This window comes from Anaerohalosphaera lusitana, assembly GCF_002007645.1.
GTDB classification, from domain to species: Bacteria; Planctomycetota; Phycisphaerae; order Sedimentisphaerales; family Anaerohalosphaeraceae; genus Anaerohalosphaera; species Anaerohalosphaera lusitana.
Genome location: NZ_CP019791.1, coordinates 2,825,356 through 2,847,911 on the forward strand (window position 1 = coordinate 2,825,356; position 22,556 = coordinate 2,847,911).

A 22,556-nucleotide genomic window follows, 5' to 3' on the forward strand; every position below is an offset into this window, starting at 1 on the left:
AATTTTAACACAACAGAACTATTCGGACATCTCAGAGGATGAGAAAACCACGTCCTTTAGCCTCTCTTTTGGGGTCACCTGCAGATCCTCGATTTGGCCGTTTTTACATGTTCCTTCTATAACCGTATTTTGAGCTGCGTGCAGTTTAAATTTGACATCCCATTCTTTGGGCCAGGCGGGCAGCAGCAACATTTTGCCATCATCTGTATTCTGCAAAAGCATTTCCTGAAGCGTCGACATCATGTTGCCTGGACCATCATGATCGGGGCACCAGTCGTGAGGCGATCCCATGTAACCGGGAAAGCGGAATTCAGGCAAAGGCCTTACCAGCGTATCGGTTCTAACCATGCGAGTACGGCTGCGGATAACTACATCCTCTTTTGCACCTTTGGTCAGACCGAGACGGGCTGCAAGGATACCTGTCTGGTACCAGCATGAGTGCCCAGGATTGGGCATCTTCTTCCATGCATAGCGAGCCTCCTCAATGGGCTGATCGGTGATGTCAAGGCCGTAGATCCGGAAAGGAAAGACGGTATAGAGATCCGGAGCTTCGAAGTTAAAACGCTGGGGGTTGTACGACTCAGCATTATCAGGAAAGGTTCGGCCGTCGAGCTTGCGTTTGGGAATTGGCGGCAGAGAAGCCTGTATTTTCTTCCAATACTCGCGGTCCTCATCGGTTGTGACATTGGCAGGCAGAGCCAAAAGCCTTCTGCATATGTAATGAAGACCGGCAACCGAAGGCTGATCATTGACGACATCAACCCAGTAGGTTTCGACGGCATGCGTAGGGGTGATACGAATGCGACCGTCATCATCCTTTGGAAATCGCGTATCATAAAACCGCAATGATTCGGTGCACCATGGAATTACCTTGCTCTTGAGAAACTCAGTATTCTCAGTGTAGCGGCAGTAATCCAGAAGAACAACTCCGTATTCCAGGGCCTGCTGCCATATGTTGCGTGTGTAACCTTCGCTGTATTCCTCAGCACCCCAGCCGAAGTTACGCATTGCGGGCAAGCCAAACTCGCTCATACATTCCTGAAAGTAGATGCCCTCAGCGTTGTAGTATTGTTTGGCCCGGGCCTTAAAAATTTCGGCCTTGTCCAGGTAAAGTGAAAAGAAAGGCTTCATAAAGTCGAAACTGCCCTGCGCCATCTGCGGCAGGTACATGAATCTGACGTTCTGCCACCAGTAGTCAGTTCCATAAAAGCGGTAATCGGGGGTGGCACCGGTATCTCTGGGATCAGGGCCGTACCATGCGATTTTAGGATCTACAGTGAATATGCCGCCCTGGAAGTGAGCTGCATATTTTGAACGCATCTGACAGGCGTACTGAAACTTGCCCAGGACATATGCACGGGTAACTTCAAAAGCTGATTTGTCGGTCCCGCTGTTGTCGGAAATAAATATCCAGGAACGGTTCCAATAATCGTTCCACCATTTGCTTGTCCGGTCGATCGCAGTTTCAGGGGAAGGTGCAGTGGCGGCCAGTTTACGGATCTGGGTTTGCCATTCTTCAAGGGTCGGAGTCTGGGCGGCATGAGTTGTGACACGAAGTGTGAAATTCTTATCGGTTTTTTTGTTTCGAATCATGTTGTGGGCGATAACCTGTGCGCCTGCTTCAGAATCGAGAGATACACGCATGCCGAAGGTATTGTCTTTAAATGGGTCATTGATAATATCTGCATAATCCTCCATGTGCTGCCACTTAACGGCGAGTGGCACGATGGAATCCTCATTGCGGTGCCAAGTAGTTATAACGCCGGGTTCGGATATCCAGTCGCTCTGGTCCGCTGATTCGTACATCTCCACGGAGTCGGGGGCACCGGCAAACGTCCAACTGCTTATGCTGTTCATTGGTTCGTGCATATCGCGGCGATTTCCGATACGCCAGTTATAGATTGAGGTTGTAACCATAGTAGGCACCTCACATTCGGCTTTAACGTAGATCGTTGGAGAATCGCTGTCCACCAGAACCGAAAGTGAAACCTTCTGCCCTTCTCTGCCGGCCTCTATATCACAGCGGCCATCAATAAGCTTGAGTTCCTGGCGATATGGATAGCCCGTTCTAAAGGGGTTTGGATTGAGACTCAATCGTATCCGGCCGAGCTTGTAAAGTGTCATCGCTTCGGCCCAGGCGTCATTACGCGAGACATAGAAGAGCAGGTCTCCGTCTTCTTCCACCCAGAGATTCATGCCAACATTACCGTTACCCAGCGGCACATTGCCTGTCTCATCCTGCGACGGCGAGTCGAAGACGGTGTTGTAATCACCTATCAGTTGCCTAAGATCGTCGCTGAACTCTGTTTTAACAGGCTGTGCTTTGACGTTTGTCCTTGAAATGGTCGGAGCATCAGTGTGAACCTGAATAAAGTCCAGGTTGCCATATCTCTTGGGATCACCAGAAACCTGCAGGAACAGCGGATCGCCGGTAGTTCCCTGCGTAACTGTATTGAAGTCGATGGTAAACTTGTTGATTTTACTGGCTGCTGTGAGAGTTTTAGCCGCAATTATCTTAGCATCAGCATATGCCGGGCCAGCTAATAATGCAACTGTCAACTCGGCTGAGTCATCAACCCGCGGGCCATACCATGCCTCAACTTGAAGATCAGTATCCGAAGTATACGTGCCGATCTGCTGGTATATAGTATAATCGTACCCATCGATGAACTGACTGCCCATTGCCGCATTCGGGTAGCCTCCGCCCTGGTAAACTGTGAACAGCCGGCCGGGAGTTCCAAAAACGGACCAGGGATTTCCAACCCCCTGACTCCAGCTCCCGGAGGATAATTCAGATTCCTCAAAGCTTTCATTCATTACTGCTGGATCGAAAAGCCCGGCCTTTGCAGCCGTAACACTTTCAGGTGCACTCAAAGCAGTGGATTGCAGTAGCAAAAATGCTATAGAAAACAAACAAAAATGCGTTAAAAAGCTGCGCGTGCATGCATTGGTTTTCATTCAAATCCCTTCTGTGTTAATGAATTGCCGGATATTACGGCTATGTTGTAAAAGTATTAGTCAGAGCTATTTGGGAGTAGTTACCTGATGCCGTCATACAGATCGTATTCGGCAGTAGCCTCCTTGCCCTTGACGTAGGTGATGTATTCGGTATGGCCATCAACAAAACACGTATTGTTGCCGTTTTCATCTACATCTCTAGGCTCAGTTCCGCGACCACTATTGTCATGGAATGACCAGCGAGGTTTATCTGTCCAGTTTGCCGGGCGCAAAGCATCTCTGACGACGTCATACACGGGCCACTCAAAGACGAGCGGCGTATTAGAGGCACGCCTTACTTGACTCATTTTCGTGTACTTACTCACTGAAGTAAGAAACGCATTATATTGATATGATGTACCGGTAGTTGTGTAATATGCCTGCCCATTATGGCGTGGTTCCCTATCTGTACCAAAAGGTGCAAACAGTTTACTATCGCCCTTAGGGTCGCTCGGACATATATAAACCGGATTGTCTTCAGGAAGATATTTATTTAGCGCCCGCTCATAAGGATTTGTATCCTTATTCCATGACCCCGGCAGATAACCATAATCCCAGTCCATCGTCACTCCGCCCCAGCTGTAGAAAGAGCTCATGGGGCCACCTGGGCCAACATACAGCTTTCCATCGTTGTCAGCCGCATACAGGGCAAAAGCCTGACCATTTTGACGAATATTTGTCGCGCAGATTACTTTCTTAGCGTTCGCCTTGACTTTCCCCAGCGCTGGCATCATCACTGCCAACAGCAGTGCTATAATACTGATCACAACCAGTAACTCTATCAGGGTAAATGCTTTCTTCATCTGCCTTTCACCTCGTTATCCGCGATATTGTAATCAACCACAATTCTACTTAAAACCCTGGAATCCGTGAATACTGAAACCGGCCAAAGACATACGTTTTTCGGAACAGAACTCTGATCCTCTCTCGTCGTACAGTCAAATTACCAGTAGTCAAGCATACAACCCACATCGTAAAACGGCATCGAACATTGCAAGAACATTTGCGACGGGCGTTTCTTCAAGAATGGTATCATGGCTTGCACCGGCAACATATCCGCTGCCGGGCATCATCGTATCGAGGACCTTCCGGGTGTCTTCAACCACGCCCTGTGTGTCTTTTTCGATCAGCGTGTGATGCGAGTCGATTGCTCCATTGAAAACTATTTTGCTGCCAAATTCGAATTTGAGCTTTCGCATGTCCATGCCTCTGCAGGATGTCTGAACCGCGTGCAGACCATCCAGACCCGCCTCTATCATGCTGGGAATGAGCTCATATACGCCTCCGCAGCAGTGCAGCTGAGTTTTGAGGCCGTATGAATGGCCAAGGTCGCACAGCCGGGCTAGATGTGGCACCATAAACCTGTCAAACATCTCGGGGCTCATCAGCGGACCGGTCTGGCTGCCGAAATCGTTGCCCATGAAGAAAATGTCTATTGCATCCGCCGCCGCATCGAACGTGCGTTTGCTCACTTCGAAATAGTAGTCGACAATGTGCTTGAGGATAGCATCAACCACTTCCGGCTCTGAATACATCTTGATGTAAAGGTTTTCCATGCCGACCAGGTCGATAGCATCGTGCCAGAAAGGCGACCAGTCACCGCCGAGTATGGCGAACCGACCGTCATATGCCTGGGCCGTCGACTTGATCTTCGAGACGTCCATCCATGCAGGATCCGGCCAGGGATAGTTCTCGACATCCTCCAGCGTTGCCTCTGCCAGCGGATGGCTGAGCGGCTGGCCATAACCGTAACCCTCACGCTCGATGCCGAATGGTGTTCTGCAAATCGCCTTGGGATCGTCAAGCGGAAACTCGGGCCCTGCATAGTCAGCGAAGACCCGCCTGAAGTCATCCTTAAAACGAAGCCTCAACCCTTCATCGTCCAGCCCAAGTTCCTTTTTTGCCTTTTCCCAGAACTCAACAGAACTGCCGCACCAACAGGGAACCCGGTCAGGCAGCTCATGCTCAAAAACTGACAAAACCCGCTCACGTGATGTCATAAGAAACTCTTTAATCAATAATTCTCTCCATTTCTCGATGCCACCCTAAGATTCTATTCGTGCTTCCAACCTTTTGAAGAATCGTATTTCAGCTTCTGGGGTAGCAATCAAGTGGAGCTGGCCTGCCAAAAAACAGGCCGGCTCCAATACTGAAGTGAAGAGTGTGCTTATTAAAATAATCCGATGTTCAACTAATTGGTACCTTCCAAAATATCAGCCACCCTTTTTCCTTGCTCGCTCACATTTAAAAAAAATCAATTCTTCACCGTGTTGCTTATTCCATGGCAATCTGCGACCATTCCCACAATCGCTGGGGCTCATAGCGCACAGTCGAAATATCTTTCATAATAAATTCAACATGACATTTGCCGTCCGCCTTTTGAAGGACTTCTCTTATACTCTGACGGGCCTGTCGCGGATTCCACTCCGTCTCGGCCAGGATTGCAGGGCTGGGCTTCTGGCTGATAACATAGTCGCTGCCGACCTCTGAGATCATTCGCTCGATATTGCACCACGGGCTTGTCGAGATCTTGCGCAGGTTCGGGATTCTGCGTAGAATGTGCATCTTTTTATCCAGCGGTTCGCAGCAGCCGTAGTATGTCATGCCAAAGCGCTCGAGCCACCGCATATCGTGCTTGATCGCAAATTCCCAGTGCATGTCCGGCGAGACCTCCGAAAAAATCTGGGCATTCGAACAGCCCCACATGTTGTGCGGCCTCACGTAATCAGAATCATAATTTGCACCCGGCAGCTCGCTTGTATAACCGTAGCCGCCTGAGCCAACACGCGTGTTGTTATTGTCAAGCGCAAGCAGATTCTGCTCTTCGAACTGGTCCAGCTCCACCATCCAGGCATCCACCATCCGCCCGACAGCAGCGTGAACCATCTCCGGCCGCATGATCATGTCCATCATCGCTTCCTCTATGCCCCACCAGCGGATCAGATAGTCCCATGGTGTAAACCATATATGCGTCTGCCCCTGCTTTTTGACCGGCATGATGCCTTCATAAACTTTGCACATAGCCTGGTAGCTGAATTCGGTCGCCTGCTCGTTGTGCGTGATCTTCGGCAGCTTGATCTTGTCGACATCCTCAGGCTCTTTGATCTGTATGTTGAAATGCCGTGAGACGACATCGCTGGTCTCGTCGGTCTTGACTATATCAACATTCTCGATAATGCCGAAGTCCGTACTGTGAATGGCAAGCGGACAGACCAGAAAATCGTTTACGACCATGTCAACAGGCATGTGCTTCCACTGATAGATCGTTTTTCGCAGCTGGTCTTCCTGATCCCGGGCCCAGGGGTGTTCACACTGCAACGTCAGTTCGTCATTGACGTTCATTTCGTTCCAGCAGATCTCGTTGATCCATACCATCGGCCTCTCGGACTGAAGATCATTCAGTTTGGTCCATAGCCGGGCCTTCTCCTTGTGCACCGGCAATGATGCGATTTCGGCAACTTCTGCCGCCAGGCATCGTAGAACATCAATATCTTTATCGGCCAGTTCTATTTCAGCCGCAACCGGCGGCGGAGTATGATGACTTGGGTCATGAAGCATTATTTATTTTCACCTTTATATAATTCAAAAATTAAGCGGATACCTGCCATGTTCGCGGACCAGTTTCACGATGTAATCATACGTCTGGCCGGACACGTTGCTTGCGACGGAATGGTCCGACTGGAAGATATACCCGCCGCCTTGGGCAGCGCTTAGCTTTCCAAGGACTTCACGGCGAATGAGTTCCTTGTCGCCTGTTTCCCATATCTGAATATTGCTGTTGCCGCAAATGCCCAGCCTGTGGCCGTACTGCTGCCGCAGCTCGACCGCATCGAGATCGGCCTTGGCCTCAAGTGGATTCATTGCATCGATCCCGATTTTGATATAGTCCTCCAGTATCTTGCTCACATTTCCGCAACCGTGATATATGACCATCAGGCCTTTTGAATGAGCGTATTCCGCTATCGCCTTGACCCAAGGTTTGAAGTATGCCCGCCAGTAGTCAGGCGAAAAGAACATGTTGTTGCGATAGGCTACATCGCCCCAGATCACGAATCCATCCAAAAGCCCCCCTGCCGCGTCTATCTGCGCTTTGGCACAATTCAGATAGAACTGCCCTATCCGGTTGATGACCTTGCCCATGCGGTCCGGATGCATGCCGATCCACAGCATGTTGTTTTCGGGCCCGATCAGTCTTGTGAGACACTCGTTGCATTCGATTATGCTGCCAAACACGGGAAAATCCGGATGCAGCGATTTTACCGTTTCCACCCAAGGCGGCGAATTTCGTTCAAAACCGTCACCAACTCCTGCGATCTGGTTGTCGCCCGCCTCAAAATAGCGTCTTCTGTCAAAAGGATCGTCGAATTCGAGAGCTTCCAGCTTTTCAATCGTATCTGTTTCGAAGTCGACGAACTCAGGCATCGGTGAGGAGAATTTCTTGCGGAGAATCGCACCGAAACCGGTTTTTACAACTACCTCCTCGCTATCTTCCTTGAGCGTCTCGAACGACCTGATGAACGGGTCCATGTTCGGCACAGTGACTATCCAGTCCAGATCGTAATAGTAGTATGGATTGGCATCATCGGGCAGTTCCAGATCCTTGCGCCATCGCTTTATGAAACTACCCCAGAAAAAATCGCTGATCGGCACTCGGTCGGGCTCACAATGACTCAGTGCCGTCCGCATTCGCTTGAGCTTTTGCAGCGTATTTGCATTTCGTTTTAAATTAGTCTTTTCGTTACCAACTGTATCAAACATTCCCATGGTTGTATCCGTTTCAACAAAATTGCGAGACTTACTGAATAGCTTCACTGCCTATATAATTGCCGTACGTCAACATCATAACTGAGGACAACAGTATGGTTACTCCCAGTATGATCCAAACTACAGTCCGCCGGCTGCACCCCTTCCATTCACGGAAAAGCAGCCCCGTCAAACTGCTGAACAGGACCAGCATCGTCATGTGAACTGCCCAGCTTGTAAAGGCGTATTGGCCCATACGGACGTGCCCCAAATTGTAGAAGAAAAACTGGCCATACCACAGTGTTCCGACAAGAGCTGCGAGCATGTAGTTTACGAGCAGACTGGCTTTTCCCTTGCCCTGCGGAAGCGTAACGAATTCGCCAAGTGAGCGGTTCTTCCTTGCCAGCATCAGCGCATAAACTGCGGATGTCACAAACGCACCCGTGTTTGCGGTCAGATATGCGACATTACCTTGCCAGTGCCCCGCCCCATGAGCGGCAGCGAGCTCGATGACAGGGGCTGCGGCCTCTATTGCAAATGCATAAAATGCCGAAAGAACTCCCGCCAGAAGGGACAACAGCAGGCCCCTGGTTAAAGAAAACTCGCCTTTACCACCTTCACGCTCCACCAGGCCACGCTCCTTGAGCCGGCCTGCATAGCCGCAGCACGCAATACCAAGCGTGCCAGCTCCAATTCCCGCTATAACCCACATAGCGCCCGGGTTGGTCAGAGTATCGATCAGCTGGCCGCGAACCAGCGGTGGAACAATTGTACCCAGAACGCTTGATAGACCGATAGCAACAGCGTACGTCAGAGCGAATCCCATGTATCGGATCGAGTAGTTGAAAGCAATGCCGCCAACGCCGTACGCCAGGCTGAATCCAAACGAGAGCAAAAGAGGTAAGCGGTGTGATTCGATGGCCTCGCCCAGTACTGTTCCAAGCTTAGGGATTGTCAGATAAGCCCCAACCACCGGAAGGATCAGCCAGCAGAATGAAGCTTGAACTATCCAGAAGGTCTCCCACGACCAGCGACGTATGAACTTCTGCGGTGCGTAACAGTTGGCCGCAAGCATGGCCCCAGTTCCGTGAAAAGTCCCCCCTGCTATCGGATTGGCAGGAATCATTGCATACAGCTCCTTGTATTACCAACTCATAAAGTTTGCGGCAGATGTAAAACTGCGCAGCTCATGCTTGCTAGCAAGGCCAGACATGATCAATCGCAGTGAAAAACTTCTTCCATATCGGCCCACCACTCGCCCTCGGCCCGATCGGGAAGTGGCTCCATGCAGGGCTTACAGACATCCCACCATTTCTGCGTCGTCTCATCGGCGGCCATCTTTGAACAGTCGGCCTCGAAATCATCGCCGGTATATTCCAGATAGCTGAAAAGATAATATTTGCCGTCTGGCAGTTTGCGCAAGTAAATTGAATAATTTGTGAAATGACACTCGGAGATCATCTCCAGAACTTCTGGCCATGCAGCGGCATGCAGCTTCTTGTACTCCTCGATCCGGTCCTCCTTAAGACCAATTACCCAGCCAAATCGCCTCATCTCTGTCCTTTCGAATAGTTTTTGTTTTCCGTCAGGATACACCGGGCTAGACACAGCTACCGAAAAATAGTATATTGAAAACGATAGAATCAATCTATATCTGTTTCGGTAAAACTTGTGTCTGATTCTGCACTTAAACGCATTAATGTCGGGGCCTACGATAAACCTTTCTCGGGCGTCGGCATTGAATACTACCCTCTGGGAGGAGAGTTTGACCATACAGGCCTTCTGATCCACGAAGTCGGGTTTTTGCCGCGAAACAGCAACTGGAACTTCCCGGGCGTCTTCAGTCCTTTCTGGCGACTATATTATAATTCAGAACCGGGCCACGGCATCAGCTTTCAAGGGGATTTCTACCACCTCAAGCCGGACCATCTCATGCTGATACCAAACCACCAGCTATTTCACTGTCTGGGGAAAAACCCCGTCCCCACCTTCTGGATGGCGTTTTCAACCGATCGTCTTATCAGTCCTATCCAGAAAACGCCTATTTTGCTAAAGCCGACAAGCACAACAAGATCACTAATCGAAGACATCAAAGGGCTGATTGTTCGAAATACATACTACAGCCCGACTGACCAGATTTATCGAAACAGTCTCGCCCTGCTGAATGTGGTCATCGCAAACACAGACATTGATTGGAAAAAGGAAAATCCGGCCATGCTTAATAAACTGCTTGATTATATTGCGACTAATTGTGATAAGCAGTTGTCGAACTCCCATCTGGCTCAAGTCGCATGCATGAGCATTGAAGGCCTCTCAAAGATGTTCAGAACTCACATGGGCACTTCGCCGGCAGCTTACGTCACGCAAATACGCATTAAGCAGGCGTCATATTTACTCCTGAACACGTCTGAATCAATCGACCGCATTGCTGAAAAAACGGGCTTCCCAAACCGCAATTATTTCAGCCGCGTCTTCAAGAAAATCTCGAACCAATCGCCCGCACAATTTCGCCAGTTGCACCATAATCTTTAGTTTTACCCTAATTTACGCTTATCCCATAAAGCGAATAACCCCACCTGGTGGCAAGCTTGATGCCGTACATTCTTACGTATCTGGCCTTTTGAGGACTGAAGCTGATCTCGTCCAGCCCGCCATCGTTGTTTTTTACGTGGCTGACAGTCTCCCATGTTCTGTTATCACTGGACAGCTGTATTTTGTACTCTTTGCCATAAGCGGTCTCCCAGTAGAGCTTGACATTATCAATGACCTGCGGCTGCTCAAGGTCAACAGTGATCCACTGCTCGCCGCCCTGCCCAGCGGCCCATCTGGTTGATTCTGAACCAGTCGTGACATTCACAGCCGGGTACGCCGCCAGTTCAGATGAAGCCCAGGCCTTCTTCCCATACGCAAGGCCGAACTTTGCCTTGTCCCGCTCGATCATCACTGGAGTCATCAGCGAAAAGCTGGACTTCAAGAAAATGTCATCGCTCGACGAACCCGCCATTAAATCAAATGCCCCCGGCTCGACAACACGTTCCATATCCATGTTCCATATCGCCAGTTCATCAGGGTCGATCTCAAATGAAAGCCTGCGACTTTCACCAGGCCCCAGCTCGATCTTCTTGAATCTGATCAACCGCTTGGTCGCAGTCACAGTCGAACTAACAACGTCGTTGTAATAAACCTGCGTAACTTCCTTGCCCGCCCGGCTGCCCGTATTCTTGACAGTGAAGCTGAACCTGATCTTGTCGCTCATCCCCGCAACGGCATTTTTGATCACCAGGTCTGAATATGCGAACGTGGTATAACTCAAACCAAACCCGAACGGCCACAACGGCTCAGGACTCGAAAACACATAATCCCGCCCGGGTTTTTCGACAGTGCCCGGAACACCATAGTACCCTCGGCCGCACGGCAGATAATCATACGTCTGCGGTAGATGGCCCACACTTCGCGGCAGCGTCACCGGAAGCTTGCCCGAGGGGTTCACCTTGCCGAACAGCACATCTGCAACCGCGTTGCCGCCCTGTTCGCCGGGATAAAATACATCCAGGATCACTTGGGCATTATCTTTGAGCCAGGGCATCGCAAACGGCCTGCCGTGTACCAGCACAACAACCACGGGCTTGCCCGTCGCAACAACCGCCTTCACCAGGTCCTCCTGCACGCCAGGAATGGTCAAAGTCGTCCTGTCGTACCCCTCCCCCGCCGTCGCAAGATACTTCTGCTCGGACTCGTTGCCTATCACTCCACCGACGCCTCCACCGATTATCATGCTGGTATCACCGACGACCACCACGGCAACATCACTCTGCTCTGCCGTCTCTACTGCCTCATCAAAACCGCTCCTGTCCGGATCTGTTATGCCGCAGCCCTTCGCATAGCTGATCTTTACATCCGTCCCTGCCAGGAATCCCTTTACCCCTTCCAGAACCGTAACGCCCATGTGGTTGCTTTTCGTAGGTGAATAGTCGCCGAACTGAACCTGGTCGGCATTTGGACCGATCAGCGCGATCGACTTCATCTTGTCCTTCTTTAGCGGCAGCATATTGCCTTCGTTCTTCAACAGGATGATCGATTCTTCTGCCACCCTGCGGGCCAGTGCAACATGCTCGGCCGTGTGTATCTTCTCATCCAGCTTATCGACGTCAACCGGTTCAGGCACCCCGTCAAACAGCCCGCACAAAAATTTGACCTTCAGCATCCTGCCCGCCGCCTGATCGACATACTTCTCATCGATACGGCCATCTTTGACCAGCTCCACCAGATACTTGTAACAGCTCGGCCCGGGAGCTTCCAAATCGTTCCCCGCCTTTAGACATACGATTGCCGATTCCTTTGCATTAGCAGTGATCTTGTGCAGACTGTGATTGAACGGCACGCCTCCCCAGTCAGAATACGTGTATCCCTCAAAGCCCCATTCATCTCGCAATACTTTTGTAAGCAGCCAATGATTCGCATGTGCCGGCAAGCCGTCGACTACATTGTAAGATGGCATGACCGAATACGGATAAGCACGCTTAACCGCCTGCTCATATGGATATAGATAAAGCGACCTGAACTCTCTTTCGCCCAGACTCGTCGCAGCAATATTGATGCCCCCGCTGGGAATCTCGTAACCAGCCATAACCTTCAGCATGCATGCCATCTTGCCCGGCTCGATGCCTTTTTCCGCATCTTCGCCCTGCATGCCCTTTATGTACGCGATCGCCATTTCCGCAACGAGTTTGGGGCACTCGCCAAAGCACTCCTCGACACGCCCCCAGCGGTGATCCCTTGCCAATGTCAGCATTGGCGACAGCGACTGCGATATGCCCGCCGCGGCACCTTCAACAGCAATCGCAGACGACATCTCCTTTATCAACTCCGGGTTCCAGGTCGCTCCCTGCGCGATCGTCTGCGGATAAATGGTCGCACCTGTTGCAAGTATTCCGTGAAGCGTCTCGTGCATCGGTAGAACGGGAATCCCCAGGCGAGTCTTTTCCAGAGCATACTTCTGAACGTCTCGGTTGATTATCGCCTGCTCTTTTATGGGCCCGCCAAAACGAGCCTGCAAAGTCCCATAGCTGTAGCCTTCAAAGAGCTTGTCTATGTCCTTCTGGGCGATCTCACCATCGACGATTTCCAGCCCGCCCGTATGCTGCTCCCAGGTCTGGCGTACTTTCTCTTCGAGAGTCATCCTGCTCAGCAGGTCCTTGACACGAACATTAACAGGCAGATTAGCATTCTTGTAAGCCGGCATCTTTTCCTTTCCGCTTTGCGATTGCGAATAACAGAACTGAACCGAAAAAAAGATCGCCGCAAAAACCACAAAAAATACACGTTTTGCCATTGTAGACCTCTCAATTTTGCCAACTCACTCGATCTCCACTGCCGCCCAGGCACACTTGAAACCACGTAAATCCCCTCTACCCTATTCGCACTGGCCTGAATATCTCAAAGACAGCGATGAAAAACAAGTCAATTACGCGCACAATCATATCAAAATAGCGCACTCCCCAATAAGACAAAACAACCAGCTGAATTTTCGGATTCCCCTCAATTCCGATATTTGCCAACGCCCAAATCTACTCTCTCCCAAGCCAGCCTGCAGCAAATACCCTCAAATCAGCCGCATTGACACCACCATCGCCGTTGAGATCAAAACCTTCACAAAAGCCGCACTCATCATCCAGCCACAGACTCGAAAATGCAGCAAAGCCCGAAAGATCATTCTTATAATTCGGCGCTGACATGTTTGCAATCAGCGTGTCATACCACTGGCTCACACAGAGTTCATCCGCCGACGCATCGGTGATGTTCCACCGGTACAGCCCCAGACCGTCAATCGTGACCGGACCGGCATAAAACCCGCTGGCGGTATGCGGAAAAGTTTGAGGGTCAGCTATGTCGAAGGTTTCATCTTCTTTAGCAGCATAAAGGGTCACGTTTGTGCCTTCAAGACTGGCTTGCAGATGCAAAATCATAAACCAAAGGCCAGCAGTTCCGTTTCCGAAGCCTAAATCACCACTAATATCCTGCCAACCGCCCAAGTCAAATCCTATGGTCTTATTCACACCTTTGCCGAAGTAGCCTATCTGACTTCCGTTGAGCAGACGAACCTGGCAACTGAATCCGGGGTTTATGCCGTCCGCCTGGTATAGGTGCATCAGAGCACCTATCCAGAGCTGCGGTACGTCTTTATCGCCTGTACCGACCGTTACATTGTCATAAAAGTATCGCTCGATCGTACTTCCCTGACTGCCCATGACAGATTTGAGCCCCGTCGTATCATTCATACCGGCAAAGCTCAGACCTTCCGCTGCGAATCGCCATTCGCTGTCGCCGGACCAGGCATCGGTCCAGCCTGTTCCGCCGTTTGTTCCGGCAATGCTCGCAACGGCAGTGCCCTCAAAACCTTCGTAAGCTATACGAAAATCCGCAAGAGCGAGCACAGTGAGAACACCCTGATCGCTATTTCCGAAAGGGTCGGTCACTTCAATCGCGAACTCATTAATATGGGGGGCGTCGGCGGAAACGGTGCCGTAAAATCTTCCGTCAGACTCAACTATAAGCCAGGACGGACCGCTTACCTTCTCAAATGTCAGTTTGTCGTCGTCCAGATCGTTCGCATAATCGGCCAGATTGCCCGCTATGGATCTGCCTGCATAGGTATACAGTGAAGTCTCCTGCATGGTTGGAGCCTGCTGGACATCATTGACATTTATGCGGAACTCGGCCTCGGCATACAATCCGCCAAGATCGGTGGCACGGACAGTAACAGCATTTATACCGGTATGATCAGCTCCAGGGGTCCCATACAGCTCACCCGTAGGCTCGATGTGCAGCCACTCGGGTCCGTTGACAAGTGAATACTCCAGCCTGTCGCCGAATGCAAGACGTGGGCCTATATCAATGTCGCTTGCATAGACTGATATGTTGTACTCAACGTCAGCATACTCATCGACACTGCCAAGCGAGACTGGATTTGGTGCAAACTGAGGCGGGTGATTATCATTGACGTTTATTATGATCTGCGTCTCATCAAAGAGCCCGCCCGGTGCGGTCATGCGTAACGTAAATTCGTTTGGCCCAGTATCTCCGGCACCGGGTGTGCCCGTTATAATTCCGTCCTGCGAAACGGTGATCCATGCAGGCGCATCAACCGCCCCATACTGCACAACGTTCCACATATCCAGCGTTTCGATCTTTGTCCGCATGTTCTCGCTGTAACTCTCACCCACCAGCACATCACGGAGCCGGATGCTCTCGGATCCGAATTCCGGCTTTGCATACTCGGCCGGGCTCATGTATTCACCCGGTATGACCTGCTGAGCAGTGCCGGGGCCCTGCCATTCAACCTTCATATTACCGTCGCCGTAATTGCTGGTGTTCTTGGTCAGCGCCTCGAAATAGTAGCGCTGCCCCGCAGAAAGACTGACTGAGCCTCCTTCAGGTATGACAGAGAGATTGCCTGCACCTTCATCCGTACTGATGCTGAATTGTCCCTGGGCATCAGAATCTGAATAAAAGAACTGATACGAACCGCTCACAGGCGGATACAGATGCCCGCGAACGCGATAACCAGTCATTTTGCCCAAAACATCGATTCTGAAATCGCGAACCGCCCCCGTCCAATCAGGATCGCCCGGAAAACGCGGATCACTCATAAGATCAGCCAGCGATTCGCCGCCGCAGATGTACCATACATCCTTCGTGGCACCTCCCCTGCCGTTGCCCGCTGCAACAATAACCTGTAGGTCGGCCATCGAAGTCGAACTGCCGTCAGAAAGCTCCAGCGTCAAATCGTACGAACTGCCGCTCATTGGCGACGCTGTCTTTATGACCGTATCGTCATCCTTATCGACCGCGAAGACACCCGCCTCATTGCCCGAAACGATGGACAACTCGTGATCGTCGCTGGCATCCGGATCGCTGAACTGCAGTTCACATACAACCGGATCATCAAGCGTAGGCGCGGTTTGCACTTTATCAGGCAAGTTGATAAAAACGGGCGCACTGTTGCCTGCTTCTGCGATATGCACGCCAATGGTAAACAACCCTTCAAGCCCACAATTCTCGTCAGTGGCTTTTACAACTATTTCATTCAATCCAGAATCACTGCCCGACGGCGTACCCATCAGGTAATGATTTGCTACGCTGACCCATGCAGGGGCTGAAACTTTTTCAAATACAAAATCGACGGTGCTGAATGGATCGCTCACTATATCGCTCAAATCTATGAAATAGTAATCGCCGACCGAAGCATTTGCCGTCAGAACAACCCGATCCTTCTCAGCAAGACTATAGACAAGATTCAGCGAAGGCATCTGGGGCTTATCCGCCGGTGAAATGGAATAGTAACTGTTCAGCTGCTCAACCGGAATTAACCCACCATGAATCATTTCGACCAGATCCTTGCGTTTGCGATTTGCCCCATAAATAACTACATTTTTACCAGTTGGCGGCTCATCAGGACTGTAGCCGCGCAAACGAGCCCTTATCTGGGTTGCCGGCCACCATTCGTACTTTCCATCTCCATTCGAATCACCGTAAGACCAGTTACTCCCCCAGCTGCAGGATCGCCTATGTAAATGGGCATTAAAAATGCTATGATTTTCTAGAAACCCGGATGCGCCGACCGAAGCAAAATTGGTCGCCTGAAACATTCTTCCTACCAGATACCATCGCTGCCCGACTTCACCAACACAAACATTCGTAATGCTGTTGCCCTGTCCGTCGGGCGTACGGCACACAAACAGTTTACGTCGCTTCGAAGGATCCAACCAGAAATCATCTAACGATATGCTCGAACCTGTACCTTCATGTGTAAAAATCCGGCTGCCCCCAAACGCAACCAATGGCTGCGGCAGAAGATCACCTGAGCCCCAGAGCGAATAAAAACTGGAGTCGTTTGCTCCGTTGTACCCGCCGCCGATATTCATTACTGTATGCGTACCGCCTATCGCTGGTATCGGCCAGGGACGCGAAACCATTTCCGCATAGTGAGCCGCACGTCGTGTCCCGTTAGGCGTAAAATATATATCACAAGCTGCCGCACGAACATTGAACTGCTCACCTGTTGTCACTGTGCCGGGACCTTCCATTCGAATCGCATGCAGCAGACCCGGATCATTCGTCGGCGTTTCGGGTACATTGGCACAGATCAGCCGCAAACCCGCCTTTGGAACGTAAATCTCACCGAGCCGCTGCCACTGAGGATTAGTGTTGCTCTCCGGGTCCGTAGCGTTCAACAGGCCCCGAGCGAAGGAACCCCCGCCGTGCTGAGAATCCCAATCACCCACAGCCAGAACGGTACCAGCATTCGCGTTTGCAACCGCCACTTTCGCCCATACCTCATATCGACCCTGCTGAGAAAACTCCAGATGCCAGAACCACCGTGCATCCGGCGTTTTCAATGCCAGAGTACCGGCCGAGGCATCGTAAGAATATTCGCCGATGCGGTCCCAGTAGCCCTGTGTTACCGAAAAATCAGCCGCACCGACTCTGCTAACAAAAGCAAGTGAAAACAAAACAAGACAATTCAATAGCTTTTTCATATCAGCCTCAAGCGATCATAACCAAAGACCCGAAACAAGGCCAGTTCGCATATCACATGCTTCCAGAAGCAAAACCGTCCGGAGCACCGCCGGGACCGATCCAGGACATACCTTTGTATTTCCCCTGGACCTTCTCTCCGCCGCCAAATTCGGCATCAATCCGATGTTCCCGTTCAAAATTCAAATGAATCCTCGTCACAAGATCTTCAGACGGCACAATGTGAACAACACCGCCCTTTTCTTCAACAGTACAATTATATCCAACCAGCTCACCATTTTCACGCTCAACAACATGAGCAGTTGTCAAAGCTACCTCTTCGAGACACTTGAATATCTCATGCACCAGGCCGTCAGTTGCGCCAATGTTCGATTTTGCATAATCGCATGGCGGCGCGAGAAACCAGCCGGCGATCATATCCCTGTAGCCTTCGCCGATGACTTCGTTTACGAACATGCCCTCACCAGGAGAATCAGGTTTTGGCTTGAAAACACGGGCCTCAACATATGGATCGGCAACAAAACCCCACCGAAGCTTGCCAGTGTCGGGATCGACCACCTGCACACACGTGCCGAGCGAATTGTACGTCTGTCTCAGCCAATCCTCTTCACCCGTCAAAAGATACATGTACCATAGACCGTAGGTACGCCAGACCGACCACCCGCAGGGCGAGTTCATCATGTTAGGCGTGAGCTTGAGGTTGTACTGAGTCTCCCAGAACCGCAGCGTAGCCCCGTTCATCCGGCTGTCAGGTATCAGCAGCTGAGTCAGGCAGCTATGATCCAGCAGAAGCTCCTTAGCCACTTTTGTATACCTTGCACGCTCCGCCGGGTCAGACTGCATCAATGCGAAGTAGGCCAGCTGCGTCGCCGAACAGCTTATCATGCCGTCCTCGTACGTCTGCTGACCTTCTGTCTGAACATTCGCACCACGCCGGGCCAAATCGTCAATAGCTCTTTTCGCGGAATTATAGTGCCTTTCGTACCTTTCTTTCCACAGTTCACTGTCCAGAGCAAGCTCTTCTTCTACGATGGCAAGCTCTAGCATCGATTTCGCAATATATATTACGGACGTGTAGTGAACCCCGCCGCCACTATAATAAGCTCCGTCATCGCCCTGCCTCTTGATAAGATAGTCGGCAAGATTCACCGCAATCTCGAGATCGTCAAGATTTCCGGTAGCCTGGTAACGGTCTACCATCATGCTCGCGGTCAACGCTGCATTCTGTATCCTTCCAGAGTAATACACAAGATCTGTTTCCTGGTTATAGATGAGCGGAAACATCTCCTGGAACTTCTGCTCGCACTTTGCGTCAACTAGTGGGTCCGGGAAGTACTCGCGGGCCAGAAACATTGAGAACAGGCCATACCAGCATTCCACCGAAAGTGAAACCTTGGGCGGCTGTGCAACTATATTCTCACGGGCCTTCTTCAGATACCATGACCAGGGACGGCGAACCGAGACCATTGCCTCTGACACCTTTCCTTGCGGCGTCGAAGCCGTGAGAGTGTACACACCCATTCCGTCGTCTGGCTGATACCTGAATGCGTATGCATTTTTACGATTCACGACAGGCACAGACTTGATCATACCACTGGGAGTCTGCACCTTCAACTCAATCGGCTGCGGAGAGTATACATTTCCCTCGACTTTCTCACCCTCGGCCACGGTATAATGTTCGATGTCGAACATTGCCCCGCCCGTAGTACTGGCCAGTTGCGGCTTTACATCTTCAAGTGACTCGATCGGCTCCAGGAAGAGCGTCCACTCCTTCTGCTCACCTGGCGAAAGCGTATCCAGCTCCTGGGGATGCCTCTCAGGCAAGGGTCCCGGGTTCAGTAAATCGAGTGAAACCGTATAAATCCTGTGCCTGTGCTGCTCATAATTTATTGTGTAAGATGCGATCGGGTCGGGACTCGACCAGCCAAGGATTCTGCGATCAGGCGTCATTCCGTACCCCCAGAAGTGCGTCTTTTCGCATCTCAGCAAAGTCGGAAAGTATTTTTCATCCCATTCAGGATAGCTAACCATGTATGAATCCACTCCAAGCCTCAGGCCGGCCCGCAGATCGGACAGTTTATCCGTGCCCTTGTTCCTTGCTTTTGCCGTCAGGGCGAGCTTTCCGTCAACGACATTATAATTTAGCTTAAAAGCTATGTTTCCCGATTCGCCTGCAAAACTGCAGTCTTTCGAATCCGACAGCTGCATCGGGACATCGGCAAGCGTACCATCGACATACATATACCACTGCGGCCCTGCATAACTATCAGATCGAAAATCAATCTTGCCTGCAGGTGACTGACACGAGATAATCCCATTGTTGTTAAGCGTAAGCTGCCATTCCCCTTGTTGCGTTCTCAGCGGCACAGAAAACGACAACGTATCACCTTCATATGTTTTACCGTCCGCCAGTATATCCACTCTCCAGTAGTAGGTTGTATTCTCATCTAAACGGCCAACATCATAAGAAGTTCTCGCATCAACCGCGGATAGCGAGATGCCGTCAACAGTGTTGCCCCGGCTGTCACCAAAATCCGCATCGTCTGCTCTGAAGTATAGCCGGTAACTTTCAGGCTTAACCCCAGAAGGACGATCCCACCTCAGATCGATGTCTCGATCGACATCAATGGTTCCTCTTGCGGGATAAACCTCTTTAACACCCAGACGTCCGAACGGTGATTCGCCATCACAGTAGATCCTTATGTTCTCATAATCTACCACGACGGGGTTGTCATCGTGTCCGCCGCGAAACCGAACCGTGTCGGCCTCAATTGAACTTATCCGCCTGCGAACATCTCCTTTCGACGGCTCACTGCCATACAGGTTTGCATCAACCCATAGATCAGCCACACCTTTACTGCCGTCCATCTTAAAAACACAAAGTGTGGTCTTTTGAGTCAGCGGAATATCGGACCCAGTCCTGCCGTCTGCAAATATGCCCCAGGTACCTGCCCCCCATGCCTGCCCAAAACCGGCCTTCTGCTCGCTTCCTTGCGTCAGTTCAAGTAAGTTGAAAACGCTTGGCGCGCCAGCCAGGTTGCTGAATGTCACTTGGGCAGCCACATAGTATACACCCGAAACTTTTCTCCCAAGTTCGGCTGTAACACTGTAGCTGCCGGTATGACCTTTTGAATCAGGCAGTTCAATTACATCCGCCATCAAGCTTGAAACTGACATCCAGACAACCGCCGCCGCTAAAACACCATACTTGAGCATCCGTACCTCTTTCCAATCAGGTTCCAAAAAACTTTAGATATAGCTAAAGACCAGCCGACAATGCGAACCGGCCTTTAGCTAAGAAGAGTGTGAATTTTACTAACTAGATACTGCACCAGCCCTTAGAGACCAGGATACAGTCCAGTGCTTAGCCAGCCCTGCGCAAACGCTGCAAAATCAGCCATATCCACTTTGCAGTCGCCGTTGAAGTCGTATTCGCTTGCGTATTCGTACAGACAAATCTGCTCACCCGTGACGTCATAATATTGCTGAGCGATTTCCTCAGGCGTCAGCACCTTCGACCATATCTGAACATCGTCCATCAGTCCATTATAGCCAAGATCAAGGACTCCATCGCTAGCATCCTCCATCTCGCCACCAATGGTGAGCATGCTTGTGTTATTGCCGGTAGGCACCGAATCGCTTGCTGCTGATAAAACGCCATCCGTGTAAATCTTCACCTGACCAGCCTGTGGATCATACTGGCCAACCACAAAGTGCCACTGCCCATCAGTGATCTCGGGACCAAAAACGAACGTGCCGTCAGCACGCATCATAGACCCAGTAAATGTCTTGCGAAGGAACCAGAATTCCGGTGTACTTGCTGCATTTTTACCGACAATCGCTGTGTACTCATCTGTAAAGTCAGTCTTGACCCATGCACAAACAGTCATACCCTGAGGATAGAAATTGAACTTGTCTTCAGAACCTGCTATCTGAACGAGTCCGGCTCCGTTCAGATTGTCAAAACTCAAAGCGTAACTGCCTTGGATCGCATTCTGTCCATCATAAGTCATGCCCGTGCCGATGGCATCTGCAACGTTAGGATCGTAAACGGTACCAGGCCAGGTCTCAAAGCTTCCATTAGTGTCGTTGAGATTATTCTCAAATTCATAACGTGCTACAAGACGCTCGGTCATCAAAAGCGCGGTGCCGGTTGCAGTTGCATCGATGCCGTCAACGTATGCAAAATACCAGCCTTCATCCTCCTGCTGTACGTTTGTTAATGTAAGCGTAGCGGACGTCTGACCGGTCAAAGCTGTATCCGTACTCGTGTCCGCTACCGGATCGTCGGACTTGTACCACTGGTAGCCAGTTGCATTCAGGGCTGATACGGTAAATGTGGCATCCGCTCCTGCAGCAACCGTAGAGCCTGCCGGGTCCTGTTCTATAACTACCGACTGCGGAACAGTGGTAAAACTCAGGACATCGCCCTCATAAGTAACGCCTCCGGCGACGATGTCCACCTTCCAGTAATATGTGGCACCGTAATCCAGGACGCCGACATCATAGGAGGTTGTCGGATCAACCGGCGCAACCGATGCTCCGTCAACGATATTCGTCGCAGTATCGGCAAAATTAGGATCATCTGCCCTGAAATAAAGCTGGTAATCTTCAGGCGTAACAGTAACGGGAGCCTCCCAGCTAAGGTCAATATCCCTGTCTACATCTATCGCACCTTTGGCCGGAATGGCATTCATTACACCCACCTTGCCAAACGGCGATTCACCATTGTAATAAATCTCAATATTCCGAACATCCATCACAACGGGATTGCCCGCGTTTCCGCCGCGGAAACGTATGGCATTTGCCTCGCTTGAACTTATACCCCTGCTCACATCAGCAGTCGCTGGTTCCGTATCGTACAAGTTTGGATTGATCCAAAGACTAGAAGTTCCGCTTGTACCATCCATCTTGTAGACGCACAATGTAGGGACACCGTCCTGCAGGGGAATACTAGAGACTGTTTTACCTCCTGCGTAAATGCACCATGTAGTGGCGGCCCAAGCCTGACCGAAGCTTCCTGAAATACTGCCGCCGTTCATCACCTCGACCATGTTGTAAACGGCAGGAGCCCCTTCCAGATTACTATACGTCACTTCGGCTACGACATAATAGACGCCTGAAATTGAAGTTTCCAGGTCGCTCGACACATTGTACGCATCTGTATGCCCCGTCGAATCAGGAACCTGGATAACATCCGCCATTGATGCCGCTGCCAACGCCAGAACCATACATGAACTAAATAACCTCCAACTCAACTTCATCATACACCTTCCTTT

At 50.8% G+C, this 22,556-nt stretch carries 12 protein-coding genes; 1 reads left to right on the top strand and 11 read right to left on the bottom strand.

Going from position 1 to position 22,556, the window contains the following annotated elements; genetic code table 11:
* Positions 1-18: 18 nt before the first annotated feature.
* The 7 genes from STSP2_RS11395 to STSP2_RS11425 all read right to left on the bottom strand — a co-directional run bounded on the left by STSP2_RS11395 (position 19) and on the right by STSP2_RS11425 (position 9,294).
* Positions 19-2,874 (bottom strand): DUF5703 domain-containing protein, encoded by a 2,856-nt coding sequence (locus STSP2_RS11395; protein ID WP_146662757.1) that lies wholly within the window; start codon positions 2,872-2,874, stop codon positions 19-21.
* Positions 2,875-3,038: 164 nt separating this feature from the next.
* Entirely contained in the window at positions 3,039-3,800 is a 762-nt protein-coding gene (locus STSP2_RS11400) for a type II secretion system protein (protein ID WP_146662759.1), read from the bottom strand.
* A gap of 150 nt (positions 3,801-3,950) precedes the next feature.
* Positions 3,951-4,997 (bottom strand): uroporphyrinogen decarboxylase family protein, encoded by a 1,047-nt coding sequence (locus STSP2_RS11405; protein ID WP_146662761.1) that lies wholly within the window; start codon positions 4,995-4,997, stop codon positions 3,951-3,953.
* A gap of 274 nt (positions 4,998-5,271) precedes the next feature.
* Positions 5,272-6,555: a hypothetical protein gene (locus STSP2_RS11410; RefSeq protein WP_146662763.1), complete on the bottom strand. Its 1,284-nt coding sequence runs from the start codon at positions 6,553-6,555 to the stop codon at positions 5,272-5,274.
* A 24-nt stretch (positions 6,556-6,579) separates the two neighbouring features.
* Positions 6,580-7,761, bottom strand: coding sequence for a uroporphyrinogen decarboxylase family protein (locus STSP2_RS11415; RefSeq protein WP_146662765.1), 1,182 nt, complete (start codon positions 7,759-7,761; stop codon positions 6,580-6,582).
* Between the two features lie 31 nt (positions 7,762-7,792).
* Positions 7,793-8,866 carry an L-rhamnose/proton symporter RhaT gene (locus STSP2_RS11420; protein WP_146662767.1) on the bottom strand — a complete coding sequence of 358 codons (1,074 nt, stop codon included), beginning with the start codon at positions 8,864-8,866 and terminating at the stop codon, positions 7,793-7,795.
* Between the two features lie 89 nt (positions 8,867-8,955).
* Entirely contained in the window at positions 8,956-9,294 is a 339-nt protein-coding gene (locus STSP2_RS11425) for an L-rhamnose mutarotase (protein ID WP_146662769.1), read from the bottom strand.
* Between the two features lie 117 nt (positions 9,295-9,411).
* Here STSP2_RS11425 and STSP2_RS11430 point away from each other — a divergent pair, with 117 nt between their 5' ends.
* Positions 9,412-10,272, top strand: coding sequence for a helix-turn-helix transcriptional regulator (locus STSP2_RS11430; protein WP_146662771.1), 861 nt, complete (start codon positions 9,412-9,414; stop codon positions 10,270-10,272).
* A gap of 7 nt (positions 10,273-10,279) precedes the next feature.
* On the opposite strand, the gene STSP2_RS11435 is transcribed toward STSP2_RS11430, so the two are convergent.
* From STSP2_RS11435 to STSP2_RS11450, 4 genes are all read right to left on the bottom strand, one after another.
* The gene (locus STSP2_RS11435) at positions 10,280-13,072 is read right to left on the bottom strand and encodes a beta-glucosidase (RefSeq protein ID WP_146662773.1); all 2,793 of its coding nucleotides are present in this window, start codon (positions 13,070-13,072) and stop codon (positions 10,280-10,282) included.
* Between the two features lie 235 nt (positions 13,073-13,307).
* Positions 13,308-17,279 carry a putative Ig domain-containing protein gene (locus STSP2_RS11440; RefSeq protein ID WP_146662775.1) on the bottom strand — a complete coding sequence of 1,324 codons (3,972 nt, stop codon included), beginning with the start codon at positions 17,277-17,279 and terminating at the stop codon, positions 13,308-13,310.
* Between the two features lie 52 nt (positions 17,280-17,331).
* A complete protein-coding gene (locus STSP2_RS11445; protein WP_169853174.1) occupies positions 17,332-20,493 on the bottom strand; it encodes a fibronectin type III domain-containing protein in 3,162 nt (1,053 codons plus the stop codon).
* Between the two features lie 122 nt (positions 20,494-20,615).
* Positions 20,616-22,544: a LamG-like jellyroll fold domain-containing protein gene (locus STSP2_RS11450; protein ID WP_146662779.1), complete on the bottom strand. Its 1,929-nt coding sequence runs from the start codon at positions 22,542-22,544 to the stop codon at positions 20,616-20,618.
* Positions 22,545-22,556: the final 12 nt, after the last annotated feature.